Below are 25642 nucleotides of genomic sequence, written 5' to 3'. Positions count from 1 at the left end.
CTAATAATCAAACTTGTAAAATGGGTTATATTTTCATGGAGTGTGTAAATTCTCTACCTTCAGTAGTCACAACAATTCTATAATCCCCTTTTCTGCTTTTATCCAATTTGTAAATACGCTCTACCACTTTTTCGTTTTTAATGGTTTCAGAGTGGATAGATTCAAACTCGTCATCGTGGTCGTAAGAATCTTCATAGTAAATGTCTACTTCAACAGGAGTTAATTCCAAATCTAATTTAGAGAACATGATTTTGTTGCCTTCTACTCTAAAAATAGGCTTGTAGAATTTGGTCTCTTTTTGTTTGTTGAATTCCACTTCGTGGGATTGTACTTTAAATGGAATGATCTCAATGGCTACGTCCTTGTCTATTTCAAAGAAATAATTTCCGTTTGGAAGTTCTGTAAGGTCGAACAAGTTGGTATAAGTTCCAGAGCTTGTAATGGTTTCTTTATAAAGTACCAATCCGCTTAAATCTCTGATCATTAATTTTTGTCCCTGTTTTACGTCTTCCAAAGTCAACATTGTTTTTTTTGCCGCCTTCATTTCTAAGGAAGAAATGTTTGTGTTCGCATAACCGCTCATGGCTGCAATTAATGCTACCATAAGGATACTGTTTTTAATTGCTCTTTTCATGACACATATTTTTTAAGTTATTTGATATTCCAAAAGTAGGCGCAATTTCAGGGGAGAAAAACATCAATTTTTTCCAATTTATATGTTTAATTAACATTAATGCGTGTGTTAAGAAATTATTAAGTTAATTTAGCATAGATAATAGTTAAAATGGCATATACGTTAGGTTTCCATTAATATTAATTTTGTATTTAAATTGCTGTTCCAATGAAAATTAAGCCTACATATGAGAAGGTAAGCCCTAGTTTTGGTAACTCTATACTTGTTAGCCAACATACTGAAGCCGCGACCAATAATAATGGGAAGTGGCATTTTCATCCAGAAATTGAATTGGTATATGTAAATCAAGGGAGAGGAAAACGCCATATTGGCAATCACCTATCCTATTTTAACAATAGTCAGTTGATTTTGTTGGGGTCCAATCTGCCTCATTATGGCTTTACCGATCGTTTAACCAGTAAGGGTTCTGAAACTATTATTCATTTTATGCCCGATTTTTTGGGAGATTTGTTTTTTCAGAAACCAGAAATGGCTGCTATCAATCAATTGTTGGAACGTGCCAAAAGTGGCATTCTGTTTAAACCGGATACTAAAAAGATTGTGGGGCCGAAAATTGAAAGCTTGATTGAATATGAAGGTTTCAATAGAATAATGAAGCTTTTGGAGATCTTAAATGATTTGGGTCTGTCTAAAGACTATACCTTATTAAACGTAGATGGGTTTGCTTTTGAAACGGAGCCTAAAGACAGTGACAAGCTCAATATTATTTTTAAATATATCAATAACCACTTTATGGCGCCTATTCCCTTGGAGGATATCGCAGATCGGGTGAGTATGACGGTACCTGCCTTCTGTAGGTATTTAAAAAAGGCCACGGGAAAGACCTTTACCAGATTGGTAAATGAATACCGAGTGGTGCACGCAACAAAATTATTGAACGAAAGTCAGTTGAGTATTGCCGATATCTGTTTTGAAAGTGGTTTCAACAACTTCTCACATTTCAATAAGACCTTTAAGGAGATAACTGGTAAAAGTGCTTCAAAATACCGTGCCGAAATCAAGCACGTTATTCAATATTAGACTTACTTTTCACCATCCCATTCCGCATAGAATTGCTCTAGGTATGTTTCCATAAAAGCATGGCGTTGCTCCGCAATTTGCCTGCCTGTTTGGGTGTTCATGCGATCTTTTAGCAGTAATAGCTTTTCATAAAAATGATTGATGGAAGGCGCTGTGGAAGCTTTGTACTCTTTCTTACTCATGTTGAGGTTCGGCTGAATTTCAGGATCGAACAGCTTACGGTTTTTGAAACCTCCATAATTAAAGCATCGGGCGATCCCAATGGCGCCAATTGCATCTAGTCTGTCGGCATCTTGTACAACATCCAGTTCGGGGGATTTGAAGGCCTGTGCTTCATTGCCACCTTTAAAGGAAATGTTGGAAATGATATTTGCTACATGTTCAATAACATCCGATTCAACATCTTGATTGAGCAGAAATTCTCTGGCAACTTTTGGTCCTAAAGTTTCATCACCGTGGTGAAACTTGCTGTCTGCAATATCGTGCAGTAAAGCACCTAGTTGTACTGTAAACAAATCGACAGTTTCGTTTTTGCCTATATGCACGGCATTGTTGTAAACTCTTAAAATATGAAACCAATCGTGTCCGCCTTCGGCTTTGGAAAGTTGTTCTTGGACAAAGGTTTTGGTGTTGGCAATAATCTGTTCTGTATTCATATGCTGTAAAACTAAAAATTCCTTCTAGAAAAACTAAAAGGAATTTATATGGAGTTAGATTGGTTTATTATTTCAATGCTGCTGGCTCAACCCATTTAAATTGGTATGAGTTTTCTGGAACTCTCATACGCTCTGATAAACGTGTTAACCTTGCAGGTAGCTTCATTAAATAATCTCTTGCTTTTTCTGCTTCATCATTAAGATTGGTAATCTTGTCAATTTCCCAACGTTTTATAAGCTTTTCTAGTATTTCTACATAATCTGTAGAGGTGTAAACCCCAATACGTTGTGCTGTATTGGAAAATTCTTCAAAAGCCGTAGAAATTTTATCTCCAGATTCTCTTAGGAAATGTGCTGGCATGGTGATTTTTTTCTTCATCATGTATTGGAAGGCCATCATCATTTGGCTGGGATCTACCTTAAAAATGCGATCCACAAAATCACAGTAAGCGTGGTGGTGACGCATTTCGTCTCCAGAAATGATTTTACACATTTTGGCCAATTGCTTGTTGCCTTTGTCTTTGGCAATCTTCGCTACGCGGTTATGCGAAATATAAGTTGCCAATTCCTGGAAACTGGTATACAAGAAGTTCTTGTAAGGATCTCTATCGGTTCCAATATCAAAACCATCGGCAATTAAGTATTGTGTGGTTTTTTCAATTTCTTTCATGTTTACACGGCCAGAAAGGTAAAGGTATTTGTTAAGCACATCTCCGTGGCGGTTCTCTTCGGCCGTCCAATGGCGCACCCATTTTCCCCAGCCATTACGCCCCACTTGGTCTACTCCTTCTACGTCCATTAACCAAGATTCGTAAGTTGGTAAGGCTTCTTCAGTAATCATGTCACCTACTAAAACTACCCAAAAATCATAAGGAAGTTCTTTGGATAATTCACGGATTTCTTCTACTTCTGAGAAAAAGGTGTCGGATTCCGAATCTGGCAAAAAGTCTGTTGGTTGCCAGATGGTTTCTATAGGGAGAAGGTACTTATCTATCAAGGAATCAACGTCTTTTTCCAAAAACTTCATGACTTCCAATCGTACATTTTTTAAAGACATAATAATATGTGTTAATTGTTTGGTGTTAAGGTTGAACGTGTGAGGTAATTGTGTGTTCTACGCTATCAATCAGCTCATCGGTATTTGCAAAGGTAGCGATTTTAAGAGGCTTATGCACCGTCAAGGTAATATTTGCTCCCAATCCCATAGGGAATTTACCGTAACGTAAAGTCTTCCAAGAGTTATTTATGGTTAGCGGCACTACTGTAGCTGTAGGAATATTTTTGATCAAAGTTTGTAATCCACGTCTTTGAAATGGCTTTGGATGCCCATTTTTACTGCGTGTCCCTTCAGGGAAAATAACCGCAGCATAGTTAGTTTCGTTGATGAATTTTGAAAAGTCACTAATGGCTTTAATGGACTGTCTAGGGTTTTTACGATCAATCAAAGCCGAACCTCCGTGTCGTAAATTGTAAGAGACACTAGGAATGCCTTTTCCCAATTCAATCTTACTGATAAACTTAGGGTGATGCTTTCTCATAAACCACATTATTGGCGAAATATCATACATGCTCTGATGGTTGGCCACAATGATAACGGGAGCATCAGTATCGATATTGTGAGGGTTGTTATAGGTAAAGCGGGTGCCAAGAATGTTCAAACAGCGTAACAAACAAAATTGAAGGATGTTGACGGTTTTTTCAAGGGTGTGGTAACCAAAAACACGGTGACTGATCCATAGGATGGGGTGGAATATCAAGAGTGTCAATCCAAAGGCAATAAAGTAAAGAACCGTTAGAGGGTATGCTAGGATTTTCATTTAGTAGCTAATAGGTTTTAAATTAAGGTCCAAAATTACACATAAAAAAACCACGCAAAAAGCGTGGTTTGCAATATTTGGAAAAAGTTGTTTAGCAAAACTCGTTGTAGGCGTCCACAAGGTTTTCGGCAATCATTTCGGCCGGACGTCCTTCAATGTGGTGACGCTCTAGCATGTGTACCAATTCTCCATTTTTAAATAGCGCCATAGAAGGGGAGCTTGGAGGAAAAGGAATCATATATGAACGGGCTTTGTCCGTTGCTTCTTTATCTACACCTGCAAAAACAGTTACCAAGTGGTCTGGGCGTTTTGCATTTTGCAAACTTTGTCTTGCTCCAGGTCTTGCATTGGCTGCGGCACATCCGCATACAGAATTAACTACCACAAGGGTGGTTCCTTCTTTTGCTATTGCAGCGTCTACAGCTTCTACGGTGTGTAGTTCTTCAAAACCAACTTTGGTTAAATCTTCGCGCATTGGTTTTACTAATTCTGCTGGATACATATGTTTAAGTTTTTTTGTTAAAAATTCATTCAATGCAAAGTTAATCAAAAATAGGGCAAAAAAGGCTTGGCTAATATATGTTCGTGTTAATCTTTGTTAAAGGTGAGGAGAAAGCCATCGGCGGCAACATTGTCATCTAGAGTCATTTGGTTACCAGAGATGTTGAGCTGTCCATTCAGCATGTTTTCAACAGTAATATATTCTCCTTCTTCAGTGGTGCTTAGGTTATAACTGTATGTACCGGTGGGTAGGCCGTCATAAATAGTGTTCCCTGTATTGTTGTTGGTAACAGTTATGGTGGTGCTGGATGTATTGAAATCCCAAACAATGAGGCCTGGTTCAAATTCGTCATCAACACCGGCAAAGCCACCTGTAACTCTCACTAGGTTCCAAGAGCCTTCTAAAGTATTGGTGTTGGTATGATCATCGTCAGAATTGCAACAGGAGTATAAACTGCTGAAGAATAAGAATGCAATTAAAAGTTTGGTTTTCATAAAGCGTAGTTGTGTGCTGTGATTTATAGATGATGAAAATGTCTAAAGGTTGCGTATTCCAAAGTAAAATACATCAATGAAAAATTGCAAAATAGTATCTTTGGAATTCAAAACGAAACAGATGAGTTTTTCAAAATGGATTGGGGCTTCCTTAGGGTGGTCTATTGGTGGCCCAATAGGAGCTATTATTGGTTTGGCACTTGGCAGTATGGTGGATGCTGCGGTTAATGAAAATAGAGATACCTTATTGGGGGAAGGCAAGGGACGAAAAAGGCCTCAATATTCAACAGAAACACATACGAGACCACAAACGCAATCGGGGGATTTTGAAGTGAGTTTGCTGGTGTTGGCTTCCGTAGTCATCAAGGCTGATGGCAAACAAGACCAACGAGAATTGGATTTTGTGCGCCAACAGTTTGCCAATATGTATGGAAAAGAGCGTGCCAATCATGCTTTCAAACTTTTTAAAGGCATTAGCAAACAGAATATTTCTACACGACAGGTCTGCGGGCAGATTTATAGAATGATGGACCATCCATCACGTTTGCAGTTGTTGCATTTTCTCTTCGGAATCGCCAAGGCCGATGGGCATGTTACCGAAGCTGAAGTCACGCAAATTTATACCATTTCGGGGTATTTGGGTATTAGTGCCCGAGACTTTGAAAGCATCAAGGCTATGTTCTATAATAGCACCGATAATGCCTATAAAATCTTGGAGATTGAGCAGTCGGCTTCAGTAGAAGAGATTAAGGCTGCGTATCGTAAAATGGCCAAAAAGTACCACCCGGATAGAGTGATTCACCTGGGGGAAGAGCATCGAAAGGGGGCAGAAGAAAAGTTCCGACAGGTGCAGGAAGCCTATGAACAACTTCAAAAGGAGAAGGGGTTTTAATGTAAGTCGGTGCGATAGATATTGTTCAATAAAAAAAATAATTTTAAAACTATAGGAGGCCTTTTTTGAAAATGACCATAAAGTAATAAAGACAATTTATGAGCGATCAAAAAATAGTGGCACTTTTCAAATCTGGTCATCGAGAAAAAGCGTTCAGGCAACTGTATAAGCTGTACCCAAAAATTGAAAGAATGATACTTTCTAAAGGTGGGAAAAAACAAGATGCCAAGGACGTGTTCCAAGAGGCTTTGATTGTGCTGTACCGCAATCTTCAAAAGCCCAATTTTCAACTTACTTCTTCAATTTACACCTATCTATATGCCGTGTCACGGTATATTTGGAGTGATACCCAAAATAATCTCAACAAACTTTCTAAAAGTGATCTTAATGAGAATTTAGAAGATATTTCCAATCAAGTTCAGGAGGAAAAAAAGTACCGCTTTGCAGAGCGTGCTTTTTCTGAATTAGGAGAACGATGTCAGCAATTGTTGCTTATGTTTTATCACAAAAAAATGTCCTTTAGGGACATTGCCAAAGTGATGCAGTTTAAGTCTGAAAAAATTGCGAAAAACCAAAAGTATAAATGCTTGGCCAAGGCCAAAGACATTTTTCAAAACACCTTTCAATCTGTTCAATCCTAATTCAAAACCTCATGGAAAACTATATAAATAACATAGAATTAATCGACCAATATGTAAACGGTTTGCTGTCTGGTGAAGCGGTGTCTAGCTTTGAAGAGCGATTGCAATACGATGGAGATTTTAATAGTTTGTACCAAGAGCATTTGGTGATGCTGGGTGGCATGGATCGTGTGGCTTTAAAGGCCGAAATGGCTAAGGGGTACCAAGCCTATAAGCTGGGTAAATGGTTTAAGGTGGTTACGGTTTCGGTATTTGTAGCAATTGTTTCTGCAGTCTTGTTTGTAGTATTATCAAAGTCTGGTGAGGGAGAAGAAACTCCCGAGTCTGATACAACAAAGTCCATCATTGATCCAATTACTGAGGAAGAATATCCTAAAGAGAAAGTTGTAATTGCTTTGGATTCCATCCAAGTGGAAAAAGCTTCCAATGTAGGTTTGGTGAAAGATTCTGTGCAGGTTCAGACATTCACTAAAACTTCAAAGCAGACGTTTAAGCCAATTTTGAAAGAGGCTGAAATCATAGTCGTGAATACGGCCAAAGATACGGTGATAGTTTGCAGGGAAGGCACAAGGTTGCGGATCAAAGCCAATTCATTTGTTTATAAAAATTCAGGACGTAAAGTCAGTGGAAATGTCAATTTAAAAGTATCTGAATATTATGAGCTTGCAGATATGTTGTTGGCAAATTTAACCACTCGAAGTCATGATGAGCAGTTAGAAACAGGAGGGATGTTACATCTGGAAGCTTCTCAAAATGGCAAAGCTCTAGAGTTAAAAAATGGAGTTGCCATTGAAATAGGGTTTCCTAAAAAGGGTCAAAAGGACGGCATGCAGTTGTTTTCCGGGAAAGTGCAAGGTGATTATGTCAATTGGGAAGCTCAGCCTGTAATAGAGGAAATAGTATCTGTTGAAGAAGAGGAGGAAGTTGATATTGAAGTGCCATTTGCGGTAATAGAACAGGTGCCCATATTTCCTGGTTGTGAAAATAAGGGTGACGAGCAGTTGCGTCGGGAATGTTTTAATGCGGCAATAAATAAACATGTTCAAAGGTATTTTAACACTGATATTGCTGCTGGTATTGGTATTACCGGGAGACAACGAATCATGAGCATATTTAAAATTAGCAAGCATGGGGAGGTGCAGTTTGTTCAATCTAGGACATCCAATCCAGCATTGGAGGAAGAAGCCAATAGGGTAATTGGGCTTTTGCCTAAAATGATCCCAGGCAAGCAGAGAGGAAAAGCGGTTGCGGTACCCTATTCGTTTCCAATATTATTCAGTGTGGATAATGAAAAGGTTGAAGGATTTGGGGTTAGGGACACAGCATTGGTGACTACCGAGATGTTAAGTAGAGGTTTGTTTCCTGCGGATACCATTTATACAAAAGTAAGAGGGGTTACCGAGAAGATTAGGGAGATCATGAAGGACAAGGATTTTGTGGTGGATTCTGCTTTTGTGAAAGAATGGCGAAGATATGAAGAGGAGAAATTGATTCGTGAGTTTGGTTGGGCAAGTACCAGAAAAGTTATGTTGAGAAAACCATTGTTTGAAATGCAGGGAAGCCGATTTAAGATTCTTGAGGATGATTCCATTACGCGTGGAGGGCATGTTATTAGGATTCCTTTGGATAGTTCGGAGGTGCCATCACAAACTGTAGAAATGGAATTAGTGCCCAAAGCCATTGGGTATATTGGCGGGGATAAGGTAAGTGCCGAAGCGTTTGAAAAGAGAGTTGACGATAGTACAGATGATAAAGTGACTTCTAAAGATGTGAGTTATTATGTGTTGAGGACTGCTAATTTGGGTTGGATCAATTGCGATAGGTTTGTAAAGAGTCGAGGTGCAAAAGTCAAATTTAAACTTAAGATCAAAAATTCTGAAGGCACCAATGTCAATATGGTTTTTAGGGATTATAATTCGGTGTTGCCAGGTTGGAAAGTTAATGAGGAAATTGACTTTGGTACCGTGTCCAAAAACGAGGATATTACTATTGTGGCGATTAAACGAGACGGAGGGAAACTCTATTTTGATGCGATAGAAACCAATACCTCTGAAATGAACAACATTATATTGGACTTTAAAGAGGTGAGTATTGCGGAACTTAAAGCCTATTTTGAGGATATTTCTATGGCATTTTAATCGTATTGGTTTTATTTCACATTAAATCTAATGCCTAAAAAGAAACGTCTGCCTTGATTAGGTGCAAAGACATAGGAGGGATCAAAAGTTAAAGCATATGGGTTGTCTGCAGTTGGGACAACATTCCCGTCATTATCAAATGCTACGTTTTCATCAAACGGATCATGGGCTCTAGCGACAATAAACGGATTGCCTTTGTTTGGGGTCCAATTGAGAAGGTTTTTAATACCAGTGTAAAATTCAAAATTAGTCAACCCGTCATAGGTAAGTTGAATATTTTGAATGCTCCATACTGGAGAATATGTACTTCTCGGGTCCAGGTCTCCCAATAATGGAAGCCGCATGGGGCCATAGAGGTTTCCGGTATAATCCAAACTGAGATTGGTTGGGTGATTTTTGTAGGTAAGTGCCCAGGTGCCTGAGAATTTTTCGGATAGGATTTGTTCGATTTTTTGACCGTCTCGCTGTTGGGAAACATCTTGAAAGGTGGCTCCTAAAAGCGCTTTTAAGCCACTGCCGAAAGTGGCATCTATATTTATGCTAATTCCTTTTGAAGTGGCATAGCCGTCTAGGTTTTTATAAATGATCTGATTGGGATTACTGTCGTAATCTGGTATAATGGCATTGGTAAAATAAGTGTACCAAATAGAGGTGTCGAAGTTGAACATCATACCGTTATTGGTGTAGAGTTTTTTGAGATAATTCAAATTGATATTGAAGGAGCGTTCGGGTTTGAGCGTTTCTTCAATAATAACATCTCGAGATCCCGTAAGGGCTGCGTGTTCCTCAGTAAATAAGTTGACTACCCTAAAGCCTGTGCCTGCATTTAAGCGAAGGATATCAGTGTCTGTAGGATTGAATTTGTAGGCTAATCTAGGCGTAAGAATGGAGCCGTGTCGATGGTCATAATCGTAGCGTAGGCCCAACAATAGTTTTTGTTTTGTGGTAATTTGAATTTCATCTTGGGCAAATACAGAAGGAATCAACACTTCGTCTGCTGTAATGGTGGCGGGCGTGTTGTCGTTGTAAAAATTATAACGGGCCGCTACACCAAATAATAAGTTATGCTTGTTGAGCGGTTTGTCCCAAACCAATTGGGAGAAACCTATGCGTTGCTGCGCAAGGTAGGGCGAGTTTCCATACACTGAATTTTGATCGTGATCGGCATAGGAAAACTGTAGGTTGAGCAATTCGGTGGTTGGCAATTGATAATTTCCTAAAAGTTCAAAACGCGTGGTATAGATGCTTTCTCCGTAGACTTCATTACCTCCTCGGTAACTTTTATTCCATTGCATTTCACCGCCCCAACGGTCTTCATAAAAAAAACGTCCTGCAATAGACAATTGTTTATTGCTATTGCGTTTAAAATGCCATTTTTGAAAAACGGAAATCCGATCTTGCAAAGTGACATCGGTAAAATTATCGTGGTTGTTGTCAATAGGGTTACTGTAATTGTAATAGTTCGCTCCAGTGAGTAGCGATATTTTTTTGCCGAGATTTAATTTCAATCCCAAATCCAAATTAGACTCTCCCCAACTGGTTACAAAACCATCGGTGGCAATGGTTGAGGCTGAGCTTGGATGTTTGGTGATAATATTGATAAGTCCGCCAACCGCTTCACTTCCGTAAAGGGATGAAGCGGGGCCTTTAATGATTTCAACCTGTTCAATCAAGGAATTTGGAATTCCGGATAGGCCATACACGGTAGACAAACCACTTACAATAGGCATCCCGTCGATAAGCACCAAAGTGTAAGGGCCTTCTAGGCCATTAATGTGAATATCTCCGGTATTGCAAACATTGCAATTGAGTTGAGGTCGTACACCATTTACATTTTGTAAGGCTTCAAAGATGTTGGGAGTTGGGTTTTTCTTGAGAAAAGTGGTGGAATAAACTTCTACTGGCACAGGACTCTCCAATCGGTTAACTGGTTTTAGGGTGCCGGTTATGACTATTTCGTCCAATGATTCGGCTTCTTCCAATTCAAATGAAAGATGAAGGTCTCTGTCCTTTAATTCAATTTGTCTTTGTAGGGTTTTATATCCGGTAAAGGAAACAACCATTGTATAGGCCCCGGAAGGGATATTGTTCAATTGGTACGTCCCGTTGTCATTGCTGGTAGTTCCTTTTGAAGTATTTTTTAGATAGATGTTGGCAAAGGGTAATTGGACTCCATTTGAAGTAATCACTCCCTTGATGTTATGGGTGTTTTGGGCAACTGCCGTTACAGTGAGAAGATATAAAAGGATGATTGAGAGTCTCATGTTGTTGATTTTTGCAAAGGTAAACATAAATTTAGATAAGACTAAAAATTAATTTATATAGACAAAATCCTTATCTTTGTAAAAAATTAATAACATGTTAAGCCTTGCAGAGGAGAATTATTTAAAAGCTATTTATCATTTAGGGAAGTTTGGAACTATTTCTGTCAGTACCAATGCCATTGCCGAACAGATGCAAACCAAAGCCTCATCGGTGACGGATATGATTAAAAAATTGGCTGAAAAGGATCTGGTTATTTACAAGCGTTACCAAGGCGCCAAGCTGACTTCTGCTGGTAATAAAATAGCAGCTTCTGTAGTGAGAAAGCATAGGCTTTGGGAAGTGTTCTTGGTGGAGCATCTCAGTTTTTCTTGGGACGAGGTGCATGAGGTGGCGGAGCAATTGGAGCATATTAAATCCGAAAAATTGATCAATCAATTGGATGCCTTTTTGGAGTTTCCAACCCATGATCCTCATGGTGATCCTATCCCCGATAAAAATGGACAAATACAAAAAACAGACAAGGTGTTGTTGTCACAAATTGATGAGGCCGAGTCTTGTATGTGTGTGGGAGTAAAAGATTCTTCCAGTGAATTTTTGAAATACTTGGATAAACATAAAATTGCCTTGGGCACCGAATTGAAGGTGCTGTCCAAAGAGTCTTTTGATGAGTCCATGATTTTGGAAGTGCATCAAAAACCATTAAGTATTTCCAAAGTGGTTTCCAATAACTTATTTGTAAAGAAATAGGCGATGAATGTAAGCGGGCCATTATTTAATCTATTAGTGTTTTTAGGAGTGTTGGTCTTGGCATATGTGCTTTTTAGGCCGACCAAAGGCTGGTTTTGGTTGGTTGCCAACAGTGTAAAAACGAACCATAAAGTCATTACTGAAGATGTTTTAAAACAGCTCTATACCTTGGAAAACCAAGGAGAGCATATTTTAAAGAAGGAGGTTGTTAATAGTTTGCATTACAATGATGGCACTTTGGAACGTGTCATCGCTACCATGGAGGAAAATGGTCTGGTAGAAGAGCTAGGTCAAGGAGAAATTAGGCTGACTGCTTTAGGACGGGACTATGCCCTTAAGATTGTGAGAGTGCACCGTCTTTGGGAAAAATATTTGGCCGAGAAGACAGGGTTTGATAAAACTGAATGGCATGCCAGAGCCGAAAAGATGGAGCACCAATTGAGTCATGAGGAAACCAATGTTTTGGCTACGGAGTTGGGAAATCCAATCTACGATCCGCATGGGGATCCTATCCCTTCACATTCTGGGGAATATGCAGATATTGATGGAGCGCATTTAAATGATTTGCCTGTGGATACCGTTGGTAAAATTGTTCATATAGAAGATGAGCCAGAGGTGTATTACCGACAAATATTGGCAGAGAATATTCATATTGGTTCTGTCATCCGTGTGGTAGAAAATACTGATAGACGTGTGTTGTTTTATGCGGAAGGGGAAGAGTTTATCCTTGCGCCCGAAGTGGCACGTAATTTAACCATAGAAGTGTTGGAAACCCAAGAAGAACTTGAGGAATTGGCTGTAAGGTTATCTGCTTTAGGAACTGGAGAAAAAGCTGAGATCTTGGGCATTTCAAAAGAATGTAGGGGGGATAGCAGAAGGCGTTTGTTGGATTTGGGGTTTGTAAAAGGAACCCCCATTCAGATAGATTTGGTGAGTCCACTGCAGAACCCAAAGGCCTATTTAGTGAAGGGCACAACAATTGCCCTAAGGGATGATCAGGCAGCCAAAATTCTAATTAAAAAGATGTAAGGATGGAAAAGAATGTAGTATCGAGTGCTTGTGAAGTATGTCCACAATACAATCCAGATGGTTTGAAAAAGTTGGGTGTTAATGTCGAAAATACCGATTATGTGGTGGCTTTGGCAGGGAATCCCAATACGGGAAAGAGTACCGTGTTTAATGCCTTAACAGGTTTGCGTCAGCATACAGGGAATTGGCCTGGCAAAACGGTAACGAGGGCAGAAGGCGCTTTTGGATATAATGACAAAACCTATAAGTTGGTGGATCTGCCGGGAACCTATTCTTTATTGTCTACTTCAGAGGATGAAGAGGTAGCTAGGAATTTTATTCTGTTTGGGAAGCCTGACGTGACGGTGATTGTTGTAGATGCAGGACGTTTAGAGCGCAACCTTAATTTGGTGTTGCAAATTCTTGAAATTACGGATAAGGCGGTTTTGTGTCTGAACTTAATGGATGAGGCCAAACGCAACCATGTAGAAGTGAATGAAAGGGCTTTGGCCAAACGTTTGGGTGTTCCCGTGGTGGCAGCCAGTGCCAGATTCAACAAAGGCATTCCAGAATTGATTGATGTGATTTCCCAAGTGGCCACAGGGAAGATTGCCTGTAAGCCGCATCGTATTACCAATGTCCCTAAACATATCAATGATGCCGTTAAAAAATTGAGTGATCAAATCAAGCAACGGTTCCCGAATGTTCCCAATAGTCGTTGGATTGCTTTTAGGTTGTTGGACGGTGACCAAAGAATCATTGAGGCCTTACGTGAAGGCGAATTTGAATTGTAATAATTGATGAAAGATAGCGTAGAAGATATTATAGAACTTTCCAACGATTTGCGTTGGAAAATGGGTGGTGATTTTCACGACCATATTACCGAAAGTATTTATGCCGATGCCTCGGAAATTGTGGAGGCTACGGTGACCACCGATAGCAGAAAGGGGCGTAACGCTGTAGATGTGACTATAGACAGGATTGTGACCAGCAGAAAATGGGGGTTTCCAATCATGTTTTTGGTGTTGGGGGTGGTGCTTTGGCTGACCATCATTGGGGCTAATTACCCATCAGGATTATTGGCGGAATTGTTATTGGATTCCATTCATCCTGCCTTGAAAAGTGGGGCTGCCAGTTTGCATTTCCCATGGTGGCTAAGCGGTTTTTTAATTGACGGGGTCTACCTAGCTTTGGCGTGGGTTATTGCGGTAATGCTGCCACCTATGGCTATTTTCTTTCCCTTGTTTACGTTGTTGGAAGATTTTGGGTATTTGCCAAGGGTTGCCTTCAATTTGGATAATCTCTTTAAAAAAGCAGGGGCTCATGGTAAACAGGCCTTGACGATGAGTATGGGATTTGGTTGTAATGCGGCTGGAGTTGTAGCTACAAGAATTATAGATAGTCCACGTGAACGATTGATTGCGATTATCACCAACAACTTCTCCTTGTGTAATGGTAGATGGCCTACACAGATTTTAATTGCCACCATTTTTGTTGGGGCAGTGGTGCCTAAAGCCTTGTCGGGTACTGCAGCGGTCCTTTCTGTAATTGGGATTGCGGTATTGGGAATGGCTTTTATGTTCACGAGTTCTTGGTTATTGTCCAAAACAGTCTTAAAAGGGCAGGTGTCTACCTTTAATTTGGAATTGCCTCCCTACCGACCACCTCGATTTTGGAAAACTCTTTATACATCTCTAATTGATAGGACCTTGATCGTATTATGGCGAGCCATTGTATTTGCGGCTCCAGCAGGTGCGGTAATTTGGTTGATTTCCAATATTATGATTGGGGATCATAGTATTGCCTATTGGATGATCAATTCCTTGGATGGTTTTGGATGGTTGATTGGTTTGAATGGGGTGATTTTGGTAGCTTATATTGTGGCGATTCCAGCCAATGAAATTGTCATTCCTACGGTTTTAATGTTAACGGTTTTGGTAACTGGAATGTCTGGAGGCGAGGGGGCTGGTGTCATGTTTGAATTGGACTCGGCCAATGCTACTGGGGAAATTTTAAAGGCAGGAGGTTGGACCTTATTGACGGCCGTAAATTTAATGTTATTCAGTTTGTTGCACAATCCTTGTAGCACGACTATTTATACTATTTATAGAGAAACCAAAAGTGCAAAATGGACGGCAGTGGCCACCTTGATGCCTTTAATTATGGGATTTGTAGTGACCTTTTTGGTGGCTCAGGTTTGGCGACTATTTTAAGTTAATGACATCCACAATCATCCTTGCCACAACTTTTAGTAGACGCCTTTTTGGTCCAAAAGAATTTTTTGACCAAGAAAGCAACCGCCAAAACCAAAGCGGTAACAACTAATATGTTTTGAATGATGGTATTCATGGTTGTTTAGTCTTTATTTTAGTGGCTCCCTTACTTGAGTACTTGGAAAGCGATTAGGGCTACTATATAGGCAAAACTACTCATTGCTGCCAATTGTAACGTGGGCCATTTCCAACTATTCGTTTCGCGTTTTACCACGGCCAAGGTACTCATACATTGCATAGCGAAAGCGTAAAACAGTAATAGGGAAATTCCTGAGGCAAAATTGAACAATGGCGTGCCCAAAATAGGGTTGACCTCGCCAGCCATTCGGTTTTTTATAGTGTCTTCCTCGTCGCTTCCTACACTGTAGATGGTGGCCAAGGTGCCTACAAATACTTCACGGGCAGCAAAGGAACTTACAATGGCAATGCCAATCTTCCAATCATAACCCAAAGGTTGTATTAAAGGTTCGATGGCTCGCCCAGTAAGACCGATAAAACTGTGTTCTAATTTATAAGAAGCAATATGTTGTTGCAGGGTTTCGGTATCTAAATTTTCTTTTGAATATTGGGAGGTCACGATGGCTTCAGCATTGTTAAAGTCGTCACCTGGACCATAGGAGGCCAAGAACCATAAAATGATGGAGATGGCCAGAATGATTTTACCGGCACCAAATACAAAGCTCTTGGTTTTTTCAATCACCGTTAGGGCTACGTTTTTAAACAGCGGCAATTTGTAATTGGGCATTTCCACTACAAAAAAGGAGCGGTTTTTAATTTTTAGGACCTTATTTAAAATGTAGGCGGCACCAATGGCAGCTCCAAAACCAATCAGGTATAACAGCATTAAGGTCATGGCTTGATATCCCAATCCTAAAAAGCGGCCTTTTGGAATGACCAAAGAGATGATGATGAGGTATACCGGTAGCCTTGCTGAACAGGTGGTAAAGGGTGTTACCAGGATGGTAATCAGGCGTTCTTTCCAACTTTCAATATTGCGAGTCGCCATAACGGCAGGGATGGCGCAGGCAGTTCCTGAAATAAGAGGGACCACACTTTTTCCGCTTAACCCAAAACGGCGCATGATGCGGTCCATAAGGAATACCACGCGGCTCATATAACCCGTTTCTTCTAAAATGGAAATAAAAAGGAACAAAAAGGCAATTTGTGGAATAAAGATGACAATTCCACCCAGTCCCGGAATAATGCCTTCCGCAATCAAATTGGTGAATTGTCCCTGTGGTAAATGGTCTTTGGTCCATTCGCTCATTGAGGCGAAGAGGCCATCGATAAAGTCCATTGGGATGCTGGACCAATCGTAGATGGCTTGGAACATCAATAGTAGAATCATAAAGAACACCACATAGCCCCAAACTTTGTGAGTAAGGATACGGTCTAGCTTGATGCGTAAATCTTTGGCGGCGGCCAAGTCTATGGTTTGCCCTTTTTTAAGGGTATTGTTTATGAATTGATAGCGTTTGATGGTTTCCTTTTGTTGAAGCCGTTTAAGGTCGCTTTTACTTTTGGTTTTAAAATCGTCAAGCGCGTCAACTTCCTTTCTGCTAACGTTTCCAAAATTGACATCTTGGGTAATCACCAACCAAAGTTTGTACAGCAATTGGTTTGGGAATGCCGATTGAAGTCTTGTGAAATAATCGGGGTCAATTTCCCTGGCGTTCAGGCAAGGTTGTGTGGGTAAATCTCTGAAATTGGTGATGAGGTTTTTAAGATCATCGATCCCAGTTTTTTTACGAGTGCTTACTAGGGCAATCTTGGTATTCAGTTCTTTCTCCAAAACATCGATATCCAAAGAAATGCCCTTGTAAGCCATTCTATCGGCCATATTGATGACCAAAATGGTAGGGATTTCTAGGTCTTTGATTTGGGTGAACAAAAGCAGGTTACGCTTTAGGTTTTCCACATCGCTTACCACCACGGCGACATCCGGAAAATCCTTGTCGTTTTTGTTCAACAGGAGTTCAATTACCACATTCTCATCCAAAGAAGAGGCATTCAAACTGTAGGTTCCCGGTAAATCGATGATATGGGCTTTGACACCGCGTGGTAATTTGCAGACGCCTTCTTTCTTTTCAACGGTAATTCCTGGGTAGTTTCCAACCTTTTGGTTAAGCCCTGTAAGGGCATTGAATACGGAGGTTTTACCGGTGTTGGGGTTTCCTATTAAAGCGACATTGATCTGCTTACCCATTGGTGATCTCAATTAATATGTGTGTTGCGGTTTCTTTTCTAATGGCCAAATGCGATCCGTTGATATTTAGATATAAGGGGTCGGAAAAAGGGGCAACCTGTACCAGTTCTACCATATTTCCTGGTAAACATCCCATTTCAAGGAGTTTTAGGGGAATGTGTATGGAAGAGACATCGGTGATGATGGCGCTTTGTCCTCGTTTTAATTGTGCTAAAGTAACCTGCAAGCTTATTTAGATTTATTTTAAAGAAGCAAAAATAGGGCAAATATTCAGGGTAGAAAAATTGTGCCCTATAAAACTAATGGTATTCTTGTTTAAGGGTTTGGATGTCTTCCAGCAAGCGCTGGATGTCTTCCTGTTTGGTACCATCATAAAAACCACGAATCTGACGCTTTTTGTCGATGAGCATAAAATTCTCGGTATGGATCATGTCGTAGGCATCCCCATTGCCATCGGTTTTTACGGCAAGGTAACTTTTGCGTGCCAGTTCATAGATTTGTTTTTTATCTCCTGTAACCAAATTCCATTTGGCATCATTTACACCTTTTTTAAGGGCATAGCGTTTCAACTGTTCCACACTATCTATTTGCGGCGTTACCGAATGGGATAACAACATTACGTCGTTGTCATTTTTTGTGGCTTCTTGGATTTGCGCCATATGGTCTGTCATGATGGGGCATATGGTTTGGCAGGTGGTAAAAAAGAAATCCGCCACATAAATTTTGTCCTTATAGTCGTCTTGGGTAATTGTTTGCCCGTTTTGGTTGATCAGGCTAAAATCGGCAATTGTATGGTATTTCCTTTGGTGCTGAATGGAACTGTCGACCATTTCATAATTGACCATGGCGGGTTGAAATACAGGCAGTACTTTTTTAGGTTTCAGAATGGAATAAAAAATGGAAATGATGATAATGGAAAGTACCAAGAGGGCGATTCCAAAGTTTTTATAGGCTTTTAAAAAGGATAACATCAATAAGTCGTATTTGGGCGTTACCGTAAGATTTGAGAGCAAAAATACGACACAATCATAAGAAAATACTATTTTTAACAGCAATATTAGCCCGTTAAGACGCTGAGTTAGACTATGCGTCCAATCAGTTATAGTGCTATAAATTTTATTGCCAATGAAACGATTTTTACCCTTGTACTTTTTTTTAGGTTCCATCATGTGTTTTGCCCAAGATTTTGATGCCACCTTGAAAGAGATTAGTACCATGGAGGCTAAGGCAGCCCTTACCCAACTCATGTCGGTTTCCAGTGTTAATACGGGCAATTACGATTTGAAATACCATCGGTTGGAATTTACGGTTGATCCCCAAGTGGCGTTTATAGAAGGAGAAGTGACGACTTATTTTGAGGCCAAGGAAACCTTGACGCAAATTTATTTCGATTTAGTGGATGATATGGTTGTAACTGAGGTATTGAAGAATGGGGTGTCGCAGACTTTTACCCAAGACGCCAATGACGAATTGGTAATCACCTTATCGGAAACTATCAATGCAGGGGTATTGGATTCATTAACCATTAGCTATTCTGGTAATCCGGAGAATACTGGTTTAGGAGCATTTGAACAGTCCAGCCATAATGGAGATCCCATTATATGGACGCTATCTGAACCCTATGGGGCCAAGGGCTGGTGGCCCTGCAAGCAGGATTTAAATGATAAAGCCGATTCTTTGGATGTGTTTATTACAACGCCAAAATTCAACCCCAATAATGAAGCTTATATTGCTGTGGCCAATGGAGTGGAACAAAGTCAAGTGCTGGATACTGAGACCAAGACGACCCACTTTAAACACCGTTACCCAATTCCAGCTTATTTGGTGGCTATGGCCGTGACCAATTATGAAGTGTATAACCATACTGTTGAAAATAACGGCGCTCCTTTTGATATTGTAAATTATGTGTACCCTGAAAATTTGGCTTCGGCGCAAGTGAATACAGAGATTACGGTAGATATCATGGAGCTGTTTACAGAGTTGTTTGAAGAATATCCTTTTGCCATTGAAAAATATGGACATGCCCAATTTGGTTGGAGTGGTGGTATGGAACATACAACCGTTTCCTTTATGGGGAGTTTTGGAAGGAATTTGATAGCACATGAGTTGGCCCACCAATGGTTTGGAGACAAGATTACCTGTGGCAGTTGGAAGGATATTTGGCTGAATGAAGGCTTTGCTACCTATTTGTCGGGCTTGGTGATTGAAGATATGGATGAACCAGCCGATTTTGTGACCTGGAAGGCCCAACGCGTCAACTCCATTACCTCGTTGCCGGACGGTGCAGTATACCTTTCGGATGCAGATACCTTGAATGTGAATCGAATTTTTAGCAGCCGTCTTTCTTATAATAAAGGAGCGATGGTGTTGCATATGCTTCGTAAAAAGGTGGGAGATACCGATTTTTATCAAGGTTTGACCAATTATTTGGCCGATGAAGACCATGCCTATGCTTATGCCAAAACTGTAGACTTTATTGAGATTATGGAAACAGCCACAGGAGAAGACCTTACGGAGTTTTTTAACGACTGGGTGTATAATGAAGGGTATCCTACCTATACATTAAATTGTTCGCAACCGACTGAGACAACATTCGAAATAGAAGTCAATCAAATTCAAAGCGACCCTAGTGTGTCCTTTTTTGAAGCGCCAGTACCCGTCCGATTGATTGGTACAGAAGGAGAGGTCTTGGATTTGGTGTTGGATAATACTAGTAATGGGCAAGTATTTACGGAATTGGTTGACTTTACCGTAAGCGAAGTGCTGTTTGATCCGGAATCGGACTTGATCAGTAAAAATGATAATGTCACCCTGGGTGTTGCCGATTTGGCATTGGCATCGCAATTGCGTTTATATCCTAATCCAACCAATGCGGTTTTGTATATTGAAAAACCTGATAATGTTGTTGTTGAGCAGGTGGATGTATACAATCCGTTAGGGCAATTGGTTTTAAAGAGTACTGAAACATCCAGCATTGACCTGACACCTTATAGTATTGGTATGTTTTTTGTGAAACTCACGACTAATAAAGGCATCATTAATAAATCGGTGTTAAAAAACTAGTGAAACCCCTACTGAATTTTCTAAATAGCACTAAAAGACTATTTTTGTTCCTTAAATTTTTATAGACATACATGGAATTTGTTATCAAGATCTCTCAATTTTTATTGAGTTTATCCCTACTTATCGTACTTCATGAGTTAGGGCATTTTATCCCAGCTAAATTATTTAAGACCCGCGTAGAGAAATTCTACCTCTTCTTCGATATAAAATTTTCACTGTTTAAAAAGAAAATAGGCGAAACCGTCTATGGTATTGGCTGGCTGCCTTTGGGTGGTTATGTAAAGATTGCTGGTATGATAGACGAAAGTATGGATACTGAGCAAATGGCACAGGAACCACAGCCATGGGAATTCCGAAGCAAACCAGCTTGGCAGCGATTGATCATCATGTTGGGCGGTGTGACCGTGAACTTTATACTGGCCTATGTCATCTATGTGTTCTTGTCTTTTGCCTTTGGTGATATAGATATCGATGCCAAGAGTGTACAGGACGGCTATGTGGTGACCAATCCAATCTTGACGGATTTAGGAATAGAGACAGGAGATAAGGTAGTCGCTATAAATGGGGAGCCTATACAATATGTATCTGAAATACGGCGTAAAGTGATTTCCGCAGAAACTTTGACTATTGAAAGAGATGGGCAAACTAAAGTAGTGGCCTTGCCAGAGGATTTTTTAGGAAAACTTAGCGATGGGGAAAGCAAGAGCTTCTTTGGGTTGCGTTTTCCTTTTGTGGTAGGGAAATTGCCGGATACTTCCATTAATAAGGGAGCTGGATTATTGCCAAAGGATATCATTACCGAATTGAATGGGGTACCATTAAAGTATTATGACCAGATAGAAAGTGTGGCAGGTCAGTTTAAAGGACAAACCGTTACTGCCGATGTGTTGCGTGATGGGAAAAGCATCCAGAAGCAATTACAAATTAGTCCTGAAGGTAAGATGGAAATCTTGGCAGGAGGGGATTTAAGTGATATTGAAGCGGCAGGTTATTACCATATCATTAAAAAAGAATATGGTTTTGGAGAGAGCTTTGGTGTAGGGTTTACAAAGTTCAAGGACCAAATCTCTGGCTATGGCGAGCAATTGAAAAAGATTTTCAATCCTAAAACAGGTGCCTATAAAGGAGTGGGAGGCTTTAAGGCTATTTATGATGTATTCCCGGATACTTGGAGCTGGCAGGACTTTTGGGCCTTGACCGCATTCCTATCCATTATGCTTGGTGTTTTGAATTTATTACCAATTCCAGCCTTGGATGGAGGGCATGTTATGTTTTTGTTGTACGAAATGGTTTCAGGGAGAGCGCCAAGCGAAAAATTCTTGGAGCGCGCGCAAATGGTTGGTTTCTTTATACTTATAGCGCTGGTTTTATTCGCGAATGGGAACGATCTTTTTAAAGCGATATTTAAATAAAAATTTTTTTAAAAAAAGTTTGCGCGAATCAAAAAAAACCTCTTATATTTGCACTCGCAAAGCGAATGACACTCCTCCTTAGCTCAGTTGGTTAGAGCATTTGACTGTTAATCAAAGGGTCCTTGGTTCGAGCCCAAGAGGGGGAGCAAGCTTAGAGAAAGCCATCAGAAATGATGGCTTTTTTGTTTTTAGATTCGTTTATAAAGACTCCTCCCTTCTTAAATTTCTTCAATTCAAATTTCTTAAATTAGTGTAAGGTTCACAGACTGTTTCGTTTCCCAAATATTTTATAGGAGTATTTGAACCGCGCCTGATTGTTTGGGATAGAATAAGTTTCCTTAATAATATTTAATGAGATACTGAAATGTTTACAATAGAACAAATTCATGAAGCCTTTGGAAAGGTTAAAAGTGGGGCCGACTTTCCGCAATTTGTACAGGCCCTCAAGGCCATTGGGGTGACGCACTACGATAATTTTGTGACAGATGGGCGTACCATATATTACGGGTTACAGGAGTTTACGCTTGATGCGGGTTCCAAATATCCTGAGCTACCGGTGAGTGAGGCAAGTTCTTCAGAAGCTTTGAAACAAGCACTGAAGATCCATCAGCAGGGGCAAACAGATTATCCTACCTTTTGCGAGCAGGCGGCCGCTGCGGGAGTTTACAAGTGGACGACCCATATGATAGAGATGAACGTTAGCTATTTTGATACCAAAGGTTCTCTATTGGTGGTGGAGAAGATTCCGGAAGTATCATAGCGCTGCAGGGTTTAAGACTGAAAGCTCTTTTGAGGTGTTTGAAATCATTGGCATCCTGAGGCGCTATTTCTTAATTTTTGGCTTCTGATGGAATTTAAGTGAGCTGTTTAGATGGGGTTTCTTACTTTTTGGACTTGCTTGTTATCCAATTCTCTTTCCAATATTCCGTACCTTAGAGTCTCAACACAAGGCTATGGACTATTTCGTTTCAAAAGCATCGGTGGTGCGGCGTATCTGGGGCAAGAGCGATACCATACTATTTATTTTTGCGGGAGCCTCTGCTGAGTTTGCCTTGAACAAGGCGGTGGATTGGCTGTACTTTACGGGGAAGTTGCCACAGGACCCTTTGGGGCGGTTGTTTTCTACGGTGGCCTATGCCCGTAACATTGTGTTTTCTTCAACGCCTGAGGCACACCGTGCTATTGATACCATGAGGAACATCCACACAGCGGTGGAGCAAAGCCGTGGCGATACTATTCCAGATTGGGCCTATCGGGATGTGCTGTTTATGCTCATCTATTATTCTATTGCGGCCTATGAGCTGTTGGAGCGGCCCTTAACACCCGAGGAACAGGAAGAGGTGTATAACGTATTTTATAGGGTAGGCCTGTGTATGGGGCTTAAGGAACTGCCGCCCAATTATAAGGCTTGGTTGCCCGTGCGGGAAGAACATTTAAAAAACGATCTACAACAAAGTAGCTACACTAAGGATCTGTTTATGCAGTACCGCAAACACTTGGGCAATTTCAGATATCAAGTTTTGTTGGAAGCCCAAAAGTTGGTAGTGCCTACTCAGGTGAAACAGTTATTAGGCTTCAGGGATATTGCTTGGTTAAGACCTGCAGTGCCTATATACCAACTCAGTAGACATCTACATCTAGATGGGCTTATCAAGAGTGTATTGCTCCCTAAAGCTTATAAGGCGCAAATTAGCGCTATGGATTCTTGGGCGGGGGTGGCTTGAGATACCTTTTACTTGTCGTTTTATTCCTTTGGATTTTAATAAAAATCATTTTTTATAGGTTTTTGGCAAATTAAGTAGTGTGCCTTCATAGTTAGATTTTGGTTATGAGGACAGTATGTCCTGAAATTACTCGGAAAAAAATAGCAACAGTTGGTTTTTGGGATGTTCTTTTGAAAGGGAATGTCTGTACGTGTTATGGATTTGTAGGATTCTAGTTGTCAGTCAGCTATATGGTTCAATCTGCTTTTTAAGTTTCAAAATAGGCGCTTTTTTCACAGTTCTTGGCTCTTGTCTTACAATTTGTGAGAAAAGGGGATTGTTCTATATTTGGCACTTTTTTAAAAATTATTTTAACCAATTTCAAACTAAATGACCAACAAATTAACATTTTTACTAGTGATGTTTGCATCATTGGTAATGAGTGCTCAAGGCACTTTTGGACCTATTAGTATTACCCATGGCCAAGAGATTGAGCAAGACAAGGAAAAGATTGTAAAGATTGCAGGCGAAACCAACAACAAGATTTACACCTTGGCTACTAAAGGCAAAAACTACTTCATTAAAGTGTTCAAATCAGAGGATATGTCCTTGATTTCTGTTAATGAAATCGAGATGCCCGATTTTATCGATAAGGAGCCTCAATTTGAGCAAATGGTGGTGATGAATGACAAGATCTACATCATTGGTAGCGTGTACGACAAAAAGAACAAAGAGGCCAACCTGTTGGCGGTTCAAGTGAATGAAGACGGAACGTTGAGCGACAAGAGAGTCAAACTTTTCAACACCCAAGTAACCAAAAACAAAGAGCGCGGGGCTTTCTATTTTTCTTCTACGCCAAATGGAGATCACTATTTGATGATGCACGCTTCGTTGTTCGACAAGGAAGAAGTGATCCAATATGAGGTAAAATTTGTAGACGAAAACATGAATATTGTCATGTCTAATCTTGAAAAAGTGCCTTTTACAGATAGAAAGGATTTGGAATTTACCTTGGCTTCTTGGGATGTGAACGTGTACAACGATGTATTCTTAGTGATCAACGAGAGTTATAGAGATAAAAAGGCGAAGACGAATATTGAGAAATTGCAATTGCATACTTTTAAAAGTGCCAACGGCTACCAAAAGGAAGTGGTAAACATCGACCTGCCAAACAAGGAAATTATCAACTGCCAAATGATGGCCAATAACAAGAACCAAATCCATATGGTTGGTTTTTATTCTAATGTGGATAAGAAAGGAAAAGCCGAAAGAGAGTTGGAGGGGGTATATGCCGTAAATGTTGACGGAAATACCGATGCCGTGACCGGTACAAAATTTACCGAGTTTGATTACGAAACCAAAGTAAAGCTTCTTGGGGAACGCAAGGCCAAAAAGGACAAGGATGTGCAACCTTTATATTTGCCTTACGGGTTTATGGAAAAGGAAGATGGTGGTTTGATCATGCTTTCAGAATACCGTTTAATGATTTTTCACGAAAAATCTGGTATCGGCCCTTTGGCGGTACAGCCTATTACCTATATCCAAAACGAGATTATCGTGACCTCTATCAATCCCGATGGTTCTGTAGCTTGGACCAATGTAGCGGCCAAAAAACAGAAGGTAAGTGTTAGTGAGCTTTCATTTAATCCATTTGCCGTTATCTCAACAGGAAATTTATCGGTAACTGTTTCCATAGAAATTCCATTGACGGTTTTGGGGAAAGGCCCAGAATATTTGGGGGCTATGCCAATCTATGAAAACGATGAGTTGACCCTTGTATTTAACGACAATGAAAAAAATATTGGGGTAACCGATATTGACGAAATCAAAGCTTTGGGGAACTATAACAAAGCCATCCCTACAGCCTTTAAGTTCGATCGTGAAACAGGAGAGATTACGCGTATCGATTCAGCTGAATACCAAAAGGACCAATTGATCTTTAGACCAGGGGTGTTCTATAGAAAGAGCCCAACAGAATATATTATCTATTCTTCAAGAAAGTCGCAGGATAAGTTGGGGCGTATGTATATCGCTTCAGAAGGCGCTATGTAAACCTTATCATATTGAAAAGCCACCCTTGCAGTGGCTTTTTTTATGACGTGTAATGTGCT

22 protein-coding genes, 1 tRNA gene and 1 pseudogene are annotated in these 25642 nt (G+C 40.2%); 13 read left to right on the top strand and 11 right to left on the bottom strand.

What is annotated here, in order from left to right:
- Window positions 1-25 precede the first annotated feature (25 nt).
- On the bottom strand, window positions 26-634 hold the full coding sequence (locus ZA06_RS05815) for a hypothetical protein (protein WP_053976431.1): 609 nt from the start codon (window positions 632-634) through the stop codon (window positions 26-28).
- 207 nt (window positions 635-841) lie between these two features.
- On the opposite strand from ZA06_RS05815, the gene ZA06_RS05810 reads away from it, so the two are divergent.
- Window positions 842-1714, top strand: coding sequence for an AraC family transcriptional regulator (locus ZA06_RS05810; protein ID WP_053976430.1), 873 nt, complete (start codon window positions 842-844; stop codon window positions 1712-1714).
- A 2-nt stretch (window positions 1715-1716) separates the two neighbouring features.
- Here the strand turns inward: ZA06_RS05810 and ZA06_RS05805 are convergent, their stop codons facing one another.
- The 5 genes from ZA06_RS05805 to ZA06_RS05785 all read right to left on the bottom strand — a co-directional run bounded on the left by ZA06_RS05805 (window position 1717) and on the right by ZA06_RS05785 (window position 5183).
- The gene (locus ZA06_RS05805) at window positions 1717-2370 is read right to left on the bottom strand and encodes an HD domain-containing protein (protein ID WP_053976429.1); all 654 of its coding nucleotides are present in this window, start codon (window positions 2368-2370) and stop codon (window positions 1717-1719) included.
- A gap of 67 nt (window positions 2371-2437) precedes the next feature.
- On the bottom strand, window positions 2438-3427 hold the full coding sequence (locus tag ZA06_RS05800) for an acyl-ACP desaturase (protein ID WP_053976428.1): 990 nt from the start codon (window positions 3425-3427) through the stop codon (window positions 2438-2440).
- 25 nt (window positions 3428-3452) lie between these two features.
- Complete coding sequence (locus ZA06_RS05795) at window positions 3453-4187, bottom strand: lysophospholipid acyltransferase family protein (protein ID WP_053976427.1); 735 nt, start codon at window positions 4185-4187, stop codon at window positions 3453-3455.
- 91 nt (window positions 4188-4278) lie between these two features.
- A complete protein-coding gene (locus ZA06_RS05790; protein ID WP_053977081.1) occupies window positions 4279-4689 on the bottom strand; it encodes a BrxA/BrxB family bacilliredoxin in 411 nt (136 codons plus the stop codon).
- Window positions 4690-4775: 86 nt separating this feature from the next.
- Window positions 4776-5183, bottom strand: a complete 408-nt coding sequence (locus tag ZA06_RS05785) for a hypothetical protein (protein WP_053976426.1) — start codon at window positions 5181-5183, stop codon at window positions 4776-4778.
- Between the two features lie 121 nt (window positions 5184-5304).
- On the opposite strand from ZA06_RS05785, the gene ZA06_RS05780 reads away from it, so the two are divergent.
- From ZA06_RS05780 to ZA06_RS05770, 3 genes are all read left to right on the top strand, one after another.
- A complete protein-coding gene (locus ZA06_RS05780; protein ID WP_053977080.1) occupies window positions 5305-6075 on the top strand; it encodes a molecular chaperone DjiA in 771 nt (256 codons plus the stop codon).
- A 98-nt stretch (window positions 6076-6173) separates the two neighbouring features.
- On the top strand, window positions 6174-6716 hold the full coding sequence (locus tag ZA06_RS05775) for an RNA polymerase sigma factor (protein ID WP_053976425.1): 543 nt from the start codon (window positions 6174-6176) through the stop codon (window positions 6714-6716).
- Between the two features lie 11 nt (window positions 6717-6727).
- Window positions 6728-8854 (top strand): hypothetical protein, encoded by a 2127-nt coding sequence (locus tag ZA06_RS05770; protein WP_053976424.1) that lies wholly within the window; start codon window positions 6728-6730, stop codon window positions 8852-8854.
- 11 nt (window positions 8855-8865) lie between these two features.
- On the opposite strand, the gene ZA06_RS05765 is transcribed toward ZA06_RS05770, so the two are convergent.
- On the bottom strand, window positions 8866-11118 hold the full coding sequence (locus ZA06_RS05765; RefSeq protein ID WP_053977079.1) for a TonB-dependent receptor: 2253 nt from the start codon (window positions 11116-11118) through the stop codon (window positions 8866-8868).
- 94 nt (window positions 11119-11212) lie between these two features.
- Here ZA06_RS05765 and ZA06_RS05760 point away from each other — a divergent pair, with 94 nt between their 5' ends.
- The 3 genes and pseudogenes from ZA06_RS05760 (at window position 11213) to feoB (ZA06_RS16745) (ending at window position 15087) form a co-directional block, all read left to right on the top strand.
- Window positions 11213-11866, top strand: a complete 654-nt coding sequence (locus tag ZA06_RS05760; protein ID WP_053976423.1) for a metal-dependent transcriptional regulator — start codon at window positions 11213-11215, stop codon at window positions 11864-11866.
- Window positions 11867-11869: 3 nt separating this feature from the next.
- A complete protein-coding gene (locus ZA06_RS05755) occupies window positions 11870-12895 on the top strand; it encodes a metal-dependent transcriptional regulator (RefSeq protein ID WP_053976422.1) in 1026 nt (341 codons plus the stop codon).
- A 2-nt stretch (window positions 12896-12897) separates the two neighbouring features.
- Window positions 12898-15087: pseudogene (gene feoB / locus ZA06_RS16745) on the top strand (ferrous iron transport protein B).
- A 1-nt stretch (window position 15088) separates the two neighbouring features.
- On the opposite strand, the gene ZA06_RS16740 reads toward feoB (ZA06_RS16745), so the two are convergent.
- From ZA06_RS16740 to ZA06_RS05730, 4 genes are all read right to left on the bottom strand, one after another.
- On the bottom strand, window positions 15089-15223 hold the full coding sequence (locus tag ZA06_RS16740) for a FeoB-associated Cys-rich membrane protein (protein WP_082331938.1): 135 nt from the start codon (window positions 15221-15223) through the stop codon (window positions 15089-15091).
- 30 nt (window positions 15224-15253) lie between these two features.
- Entirely contained in the window at window positions 15254-17353 is a 2100-nt protein-coding gene (gene feoB / locus ZA06_RS05740; RefSeq protein WP_053976419.1) for a ferrous iron transport protein B, read from the bottom strand.
- Window positions 17346-17579 (bottom strand): FeoA family protein, encoded by a 234-nt coding sequence (locus tag ZA06_RS05735; RefSeq protein ID WP_053976418.1) that lies wholly within the window; start codon window positions 17577-17579, stop codon window positions 17346-17348. Before ZA06_RS05735 ends, feoB (ZA06_RS05740) begins: the two co-directional genes overlap by 8 nt.
- A 73-nt stretch (window positions 17580-17652) precedes the next feature.
- Window positions 17653-18324: an SCO family protein gene (locus tag ZA06_RS05730; protein WP_053976417.1), complete on the bottom strand. Its 672-nt coding sequence runs from the start codon at window positions 18322-18324 to the stop codon at window positions 17653-17655.
- Between the two features lie 154 nt (window positions 18325-18478).
- Between ZA06_RS05730 and ZA06_RS05725 the strand changes: the two genes are divergently transcribed.
- The 6 genes from ZA06_RS05725 to ZA06_RS05700 all read left to right on the top strand — a co-directional run bounded on the left by ZA06_RS05725 (window position 18479) and on the right by ZA06_RS05700 (window position 25583).
- Window positions 18479-20416 carry a M1 family aminopeptidase gene (locus ZA06_RS05725; RefSeq protein ID WP_053976416.1) on the top strand — a complete coding sequence of 646 codons (1938 nt, stop codon included), beginning with the start codon at window positions 18479-18481 and terminating at the stop codon, window positions 20414-20416.
- 71 nt (window positions 20417-20487) lie between these two features.
- On the top strand, window positions 20488-21828 hold the full coding sequence (gene rseP, locus ZA06_RS05720; protein WP_053976415.1) for an RIP metalloprotease RseP: 1341 nt from the start codon (window positions 20488-20490) through the stop codon (window positions 21826-21828).
- A 72-nt stretch (window positions 21829-21900) separates the two neighbouring features.
- Window positions 21901-21974 (top strand) — tRNA-Asn (locus tag ZA06_RS05715).
- A gap of 218 nt (window positions 21975-22192) precedes the next feature.
- Window positions 22193-22588 carry a DUF1398 domain-containing protein gene (locus ZA06_RS05710; protein WP_053976414.1) on the top strand — a complete coding sequence of 132 codons (396 nt, stop codon included), beginning with the start codon at window positions 22193-22195 and terminating at the stop codon, window positions 22586-22588.
- Window positions 22589-22781: 193 nt separating this feature from the next.
- Window positions 22782-23552, top strand: coding sequence for an oxygenase MpaB family protein (locus tag ZA06_RS05705; RefSeq protein ID WP_053976413.1), 771 nt, complete (start codon window positions 22782-22784; stop codon window positions 23550-23552).
- Window positions 23553-23921: 369 nt separating this feature from the next.
- Window positions 23922-25583 carry a hypothetical protein gene (locus tag ZA06_RS05700; protein ID WP_053976412.1) on the top strand — a complete coding sequence of 554 codons (1662 nt, stop codon included), beginning with the start codon at window positions 23922-23924 and terminating at the stop codon, window positions 25581-25583.
- Window positions 25584-25642: the final 59 nt, after the last annotated feature.

It is taken from the genome of Mangrovimonas xylaniphaga, from assembly GCF_001280435.1.
Taxonomy (GTDB): domain Bacteria; phylum Bacteroidota; class Bacteroidia; order Flavobacteriales; family Flavobacteriaceae; genus Mangrovimonas_A; species Mangrovimonas_A xylaniphaga.
This window is presented reverse-complemented; position numbering and strand designations above follow the sequence as displayed.

Coding starts and splice junctions, on each gene's coding strand:
- ZA06_RS05805 (WP_053976429.1), bottom strand. CDS start 2,370: ATGAATACAGAACAGATTATTGCCAACACCAAAACCTTTGTCCAAGAA.
- ZA06_RS05815 (WP_053976431.1), bottom strand. CDS start 634: ATGAAAAGAGCAATTAAAAACAGTATCCTTATGGTAGCATTAATTGCA.
- rseP (WP_053976415.1), top strand. CDS start 20,488: ATGGAATTTGTTATCAAGATCTCTCAATTTTTATTGAGTTTATCCCTA.
- ZA06_RS05780 (WP_053977080.1), top strand. CDS start 5,305: ATGAGTTTTTCAAAATGGATTGGGGCTTCCTTAGGGTGGTCTATTGGT.
- ZA06_RS05700 (WP_053976412.1), top strand. CDS start 23,922: ATGACCAACAAATTAACATTTTTACTAGTGATGTTTGCATCATTGGTA.
- ZA06_RS05775 (WP_053976425.1), top strand. CDS start 6,174: ATGAGCGATCAAAAAATAGTGGCACTTTTCAAATCTGGTCATCGAGAA.
- feoB (WP_053976419.1), bottom strand. CDS start 17,353: ATGGGTAAGCAGATCAATGTCGCTTTAATAGGAAACCCCAACACCGGT.
- ZA06_RS05710 (WP_053976414.1), top strand. CDS start 22,193: ATGTTTACAATAGAACAAATTCATGAAGCCTTTGGAAAGGTTAAAAGT.
- ZA06_RS05755 (WP_053976422.1), top strand. CDS start 11,870: ATGAATGTAAGCGGGCCATTATTTAATCTATTAGTGTTTTTAGGAGTG.
- ZA06_RS05770 (WP_053976424.1), top strand. CDS start 6,728: ATGGAAAACTATATAAATAACATAGAATTAATCGACCAATATGTAAAC.
- ZA06_RS05810 (WP_053976430.1), top strand. CDS start 842: ATGAAAATTAAGCCTACATATGAGAAGGTAAGCCCTAGTTTTGGTAAC.
- ZA06_RS05705 (WP_053976413.1), top strand. CDS start 22,782: ATGGACTATTTCGTTTCAAAAGCATCGGTGGTGCGGCGTATCTGGGGC.
- ZA06_RS05725 (WP_053976416.1), top strand. CDS start 18,479: ATGAAACGATTTTTACCCTTGTACTTTTTTTTAGGTTCCATCATGTGT.
- ZA06_RS05800 (WP_053976428.1), bottom strand. CDS start 3,427: ATGTCTTTAAAAAATGTACGATTGGAAGTCATGAAGTTTTTGGAAAAA.
- ZA06_RS16740 (WP_082331938.1), bottom strand. CDS start 15,223: ATGAATACCATCATTCAAAACATATTAGTTGTTACCGCTTTGGTTTTG.
- ZA06_RS05760 (WP_053976423.1), top strand. CDS start 11,213: ATGTTAAGCCTTGCAGAGGAGAATTATTTAAAAGCTATTTATCATTTA.
- ZA06_RS05785 (WP_053976426.1), bottom strand. CDS start 5,183: ATGAAAACCAAACTTTTAATTGCATTCTTATTCTTCAGCAGTTTATAC.
- ZA06_RS05765 (WP_053977079.1), bottom strand. CDS start 11,118: ATGAGACTCTCAATCATCCTTTTATATCTTCTCACTGTAACGGCAGTT.
- ZA06_RS05790 (WP_053977081.1), bottom strand. CDS start 4,689: ATGTATCCAGCAGAATTAGTAAAACCAATGCGCGAAGATTTAACCAAA.
- ZA06_RS05795 (WP_053976427.1), bottom strand. CDS start 4,187: ATGAAAATCCTAGCATACCCTCTAACGGTTCTTTACTTTATTGCCTTT.
- ZA06_RS05730 (WP_053976417.1), bottom strand. CDS start 18,324: ATGTTATCCTTTTTAAAAGCCTATAAAAACTTTGGAATCGCCCTCTTG.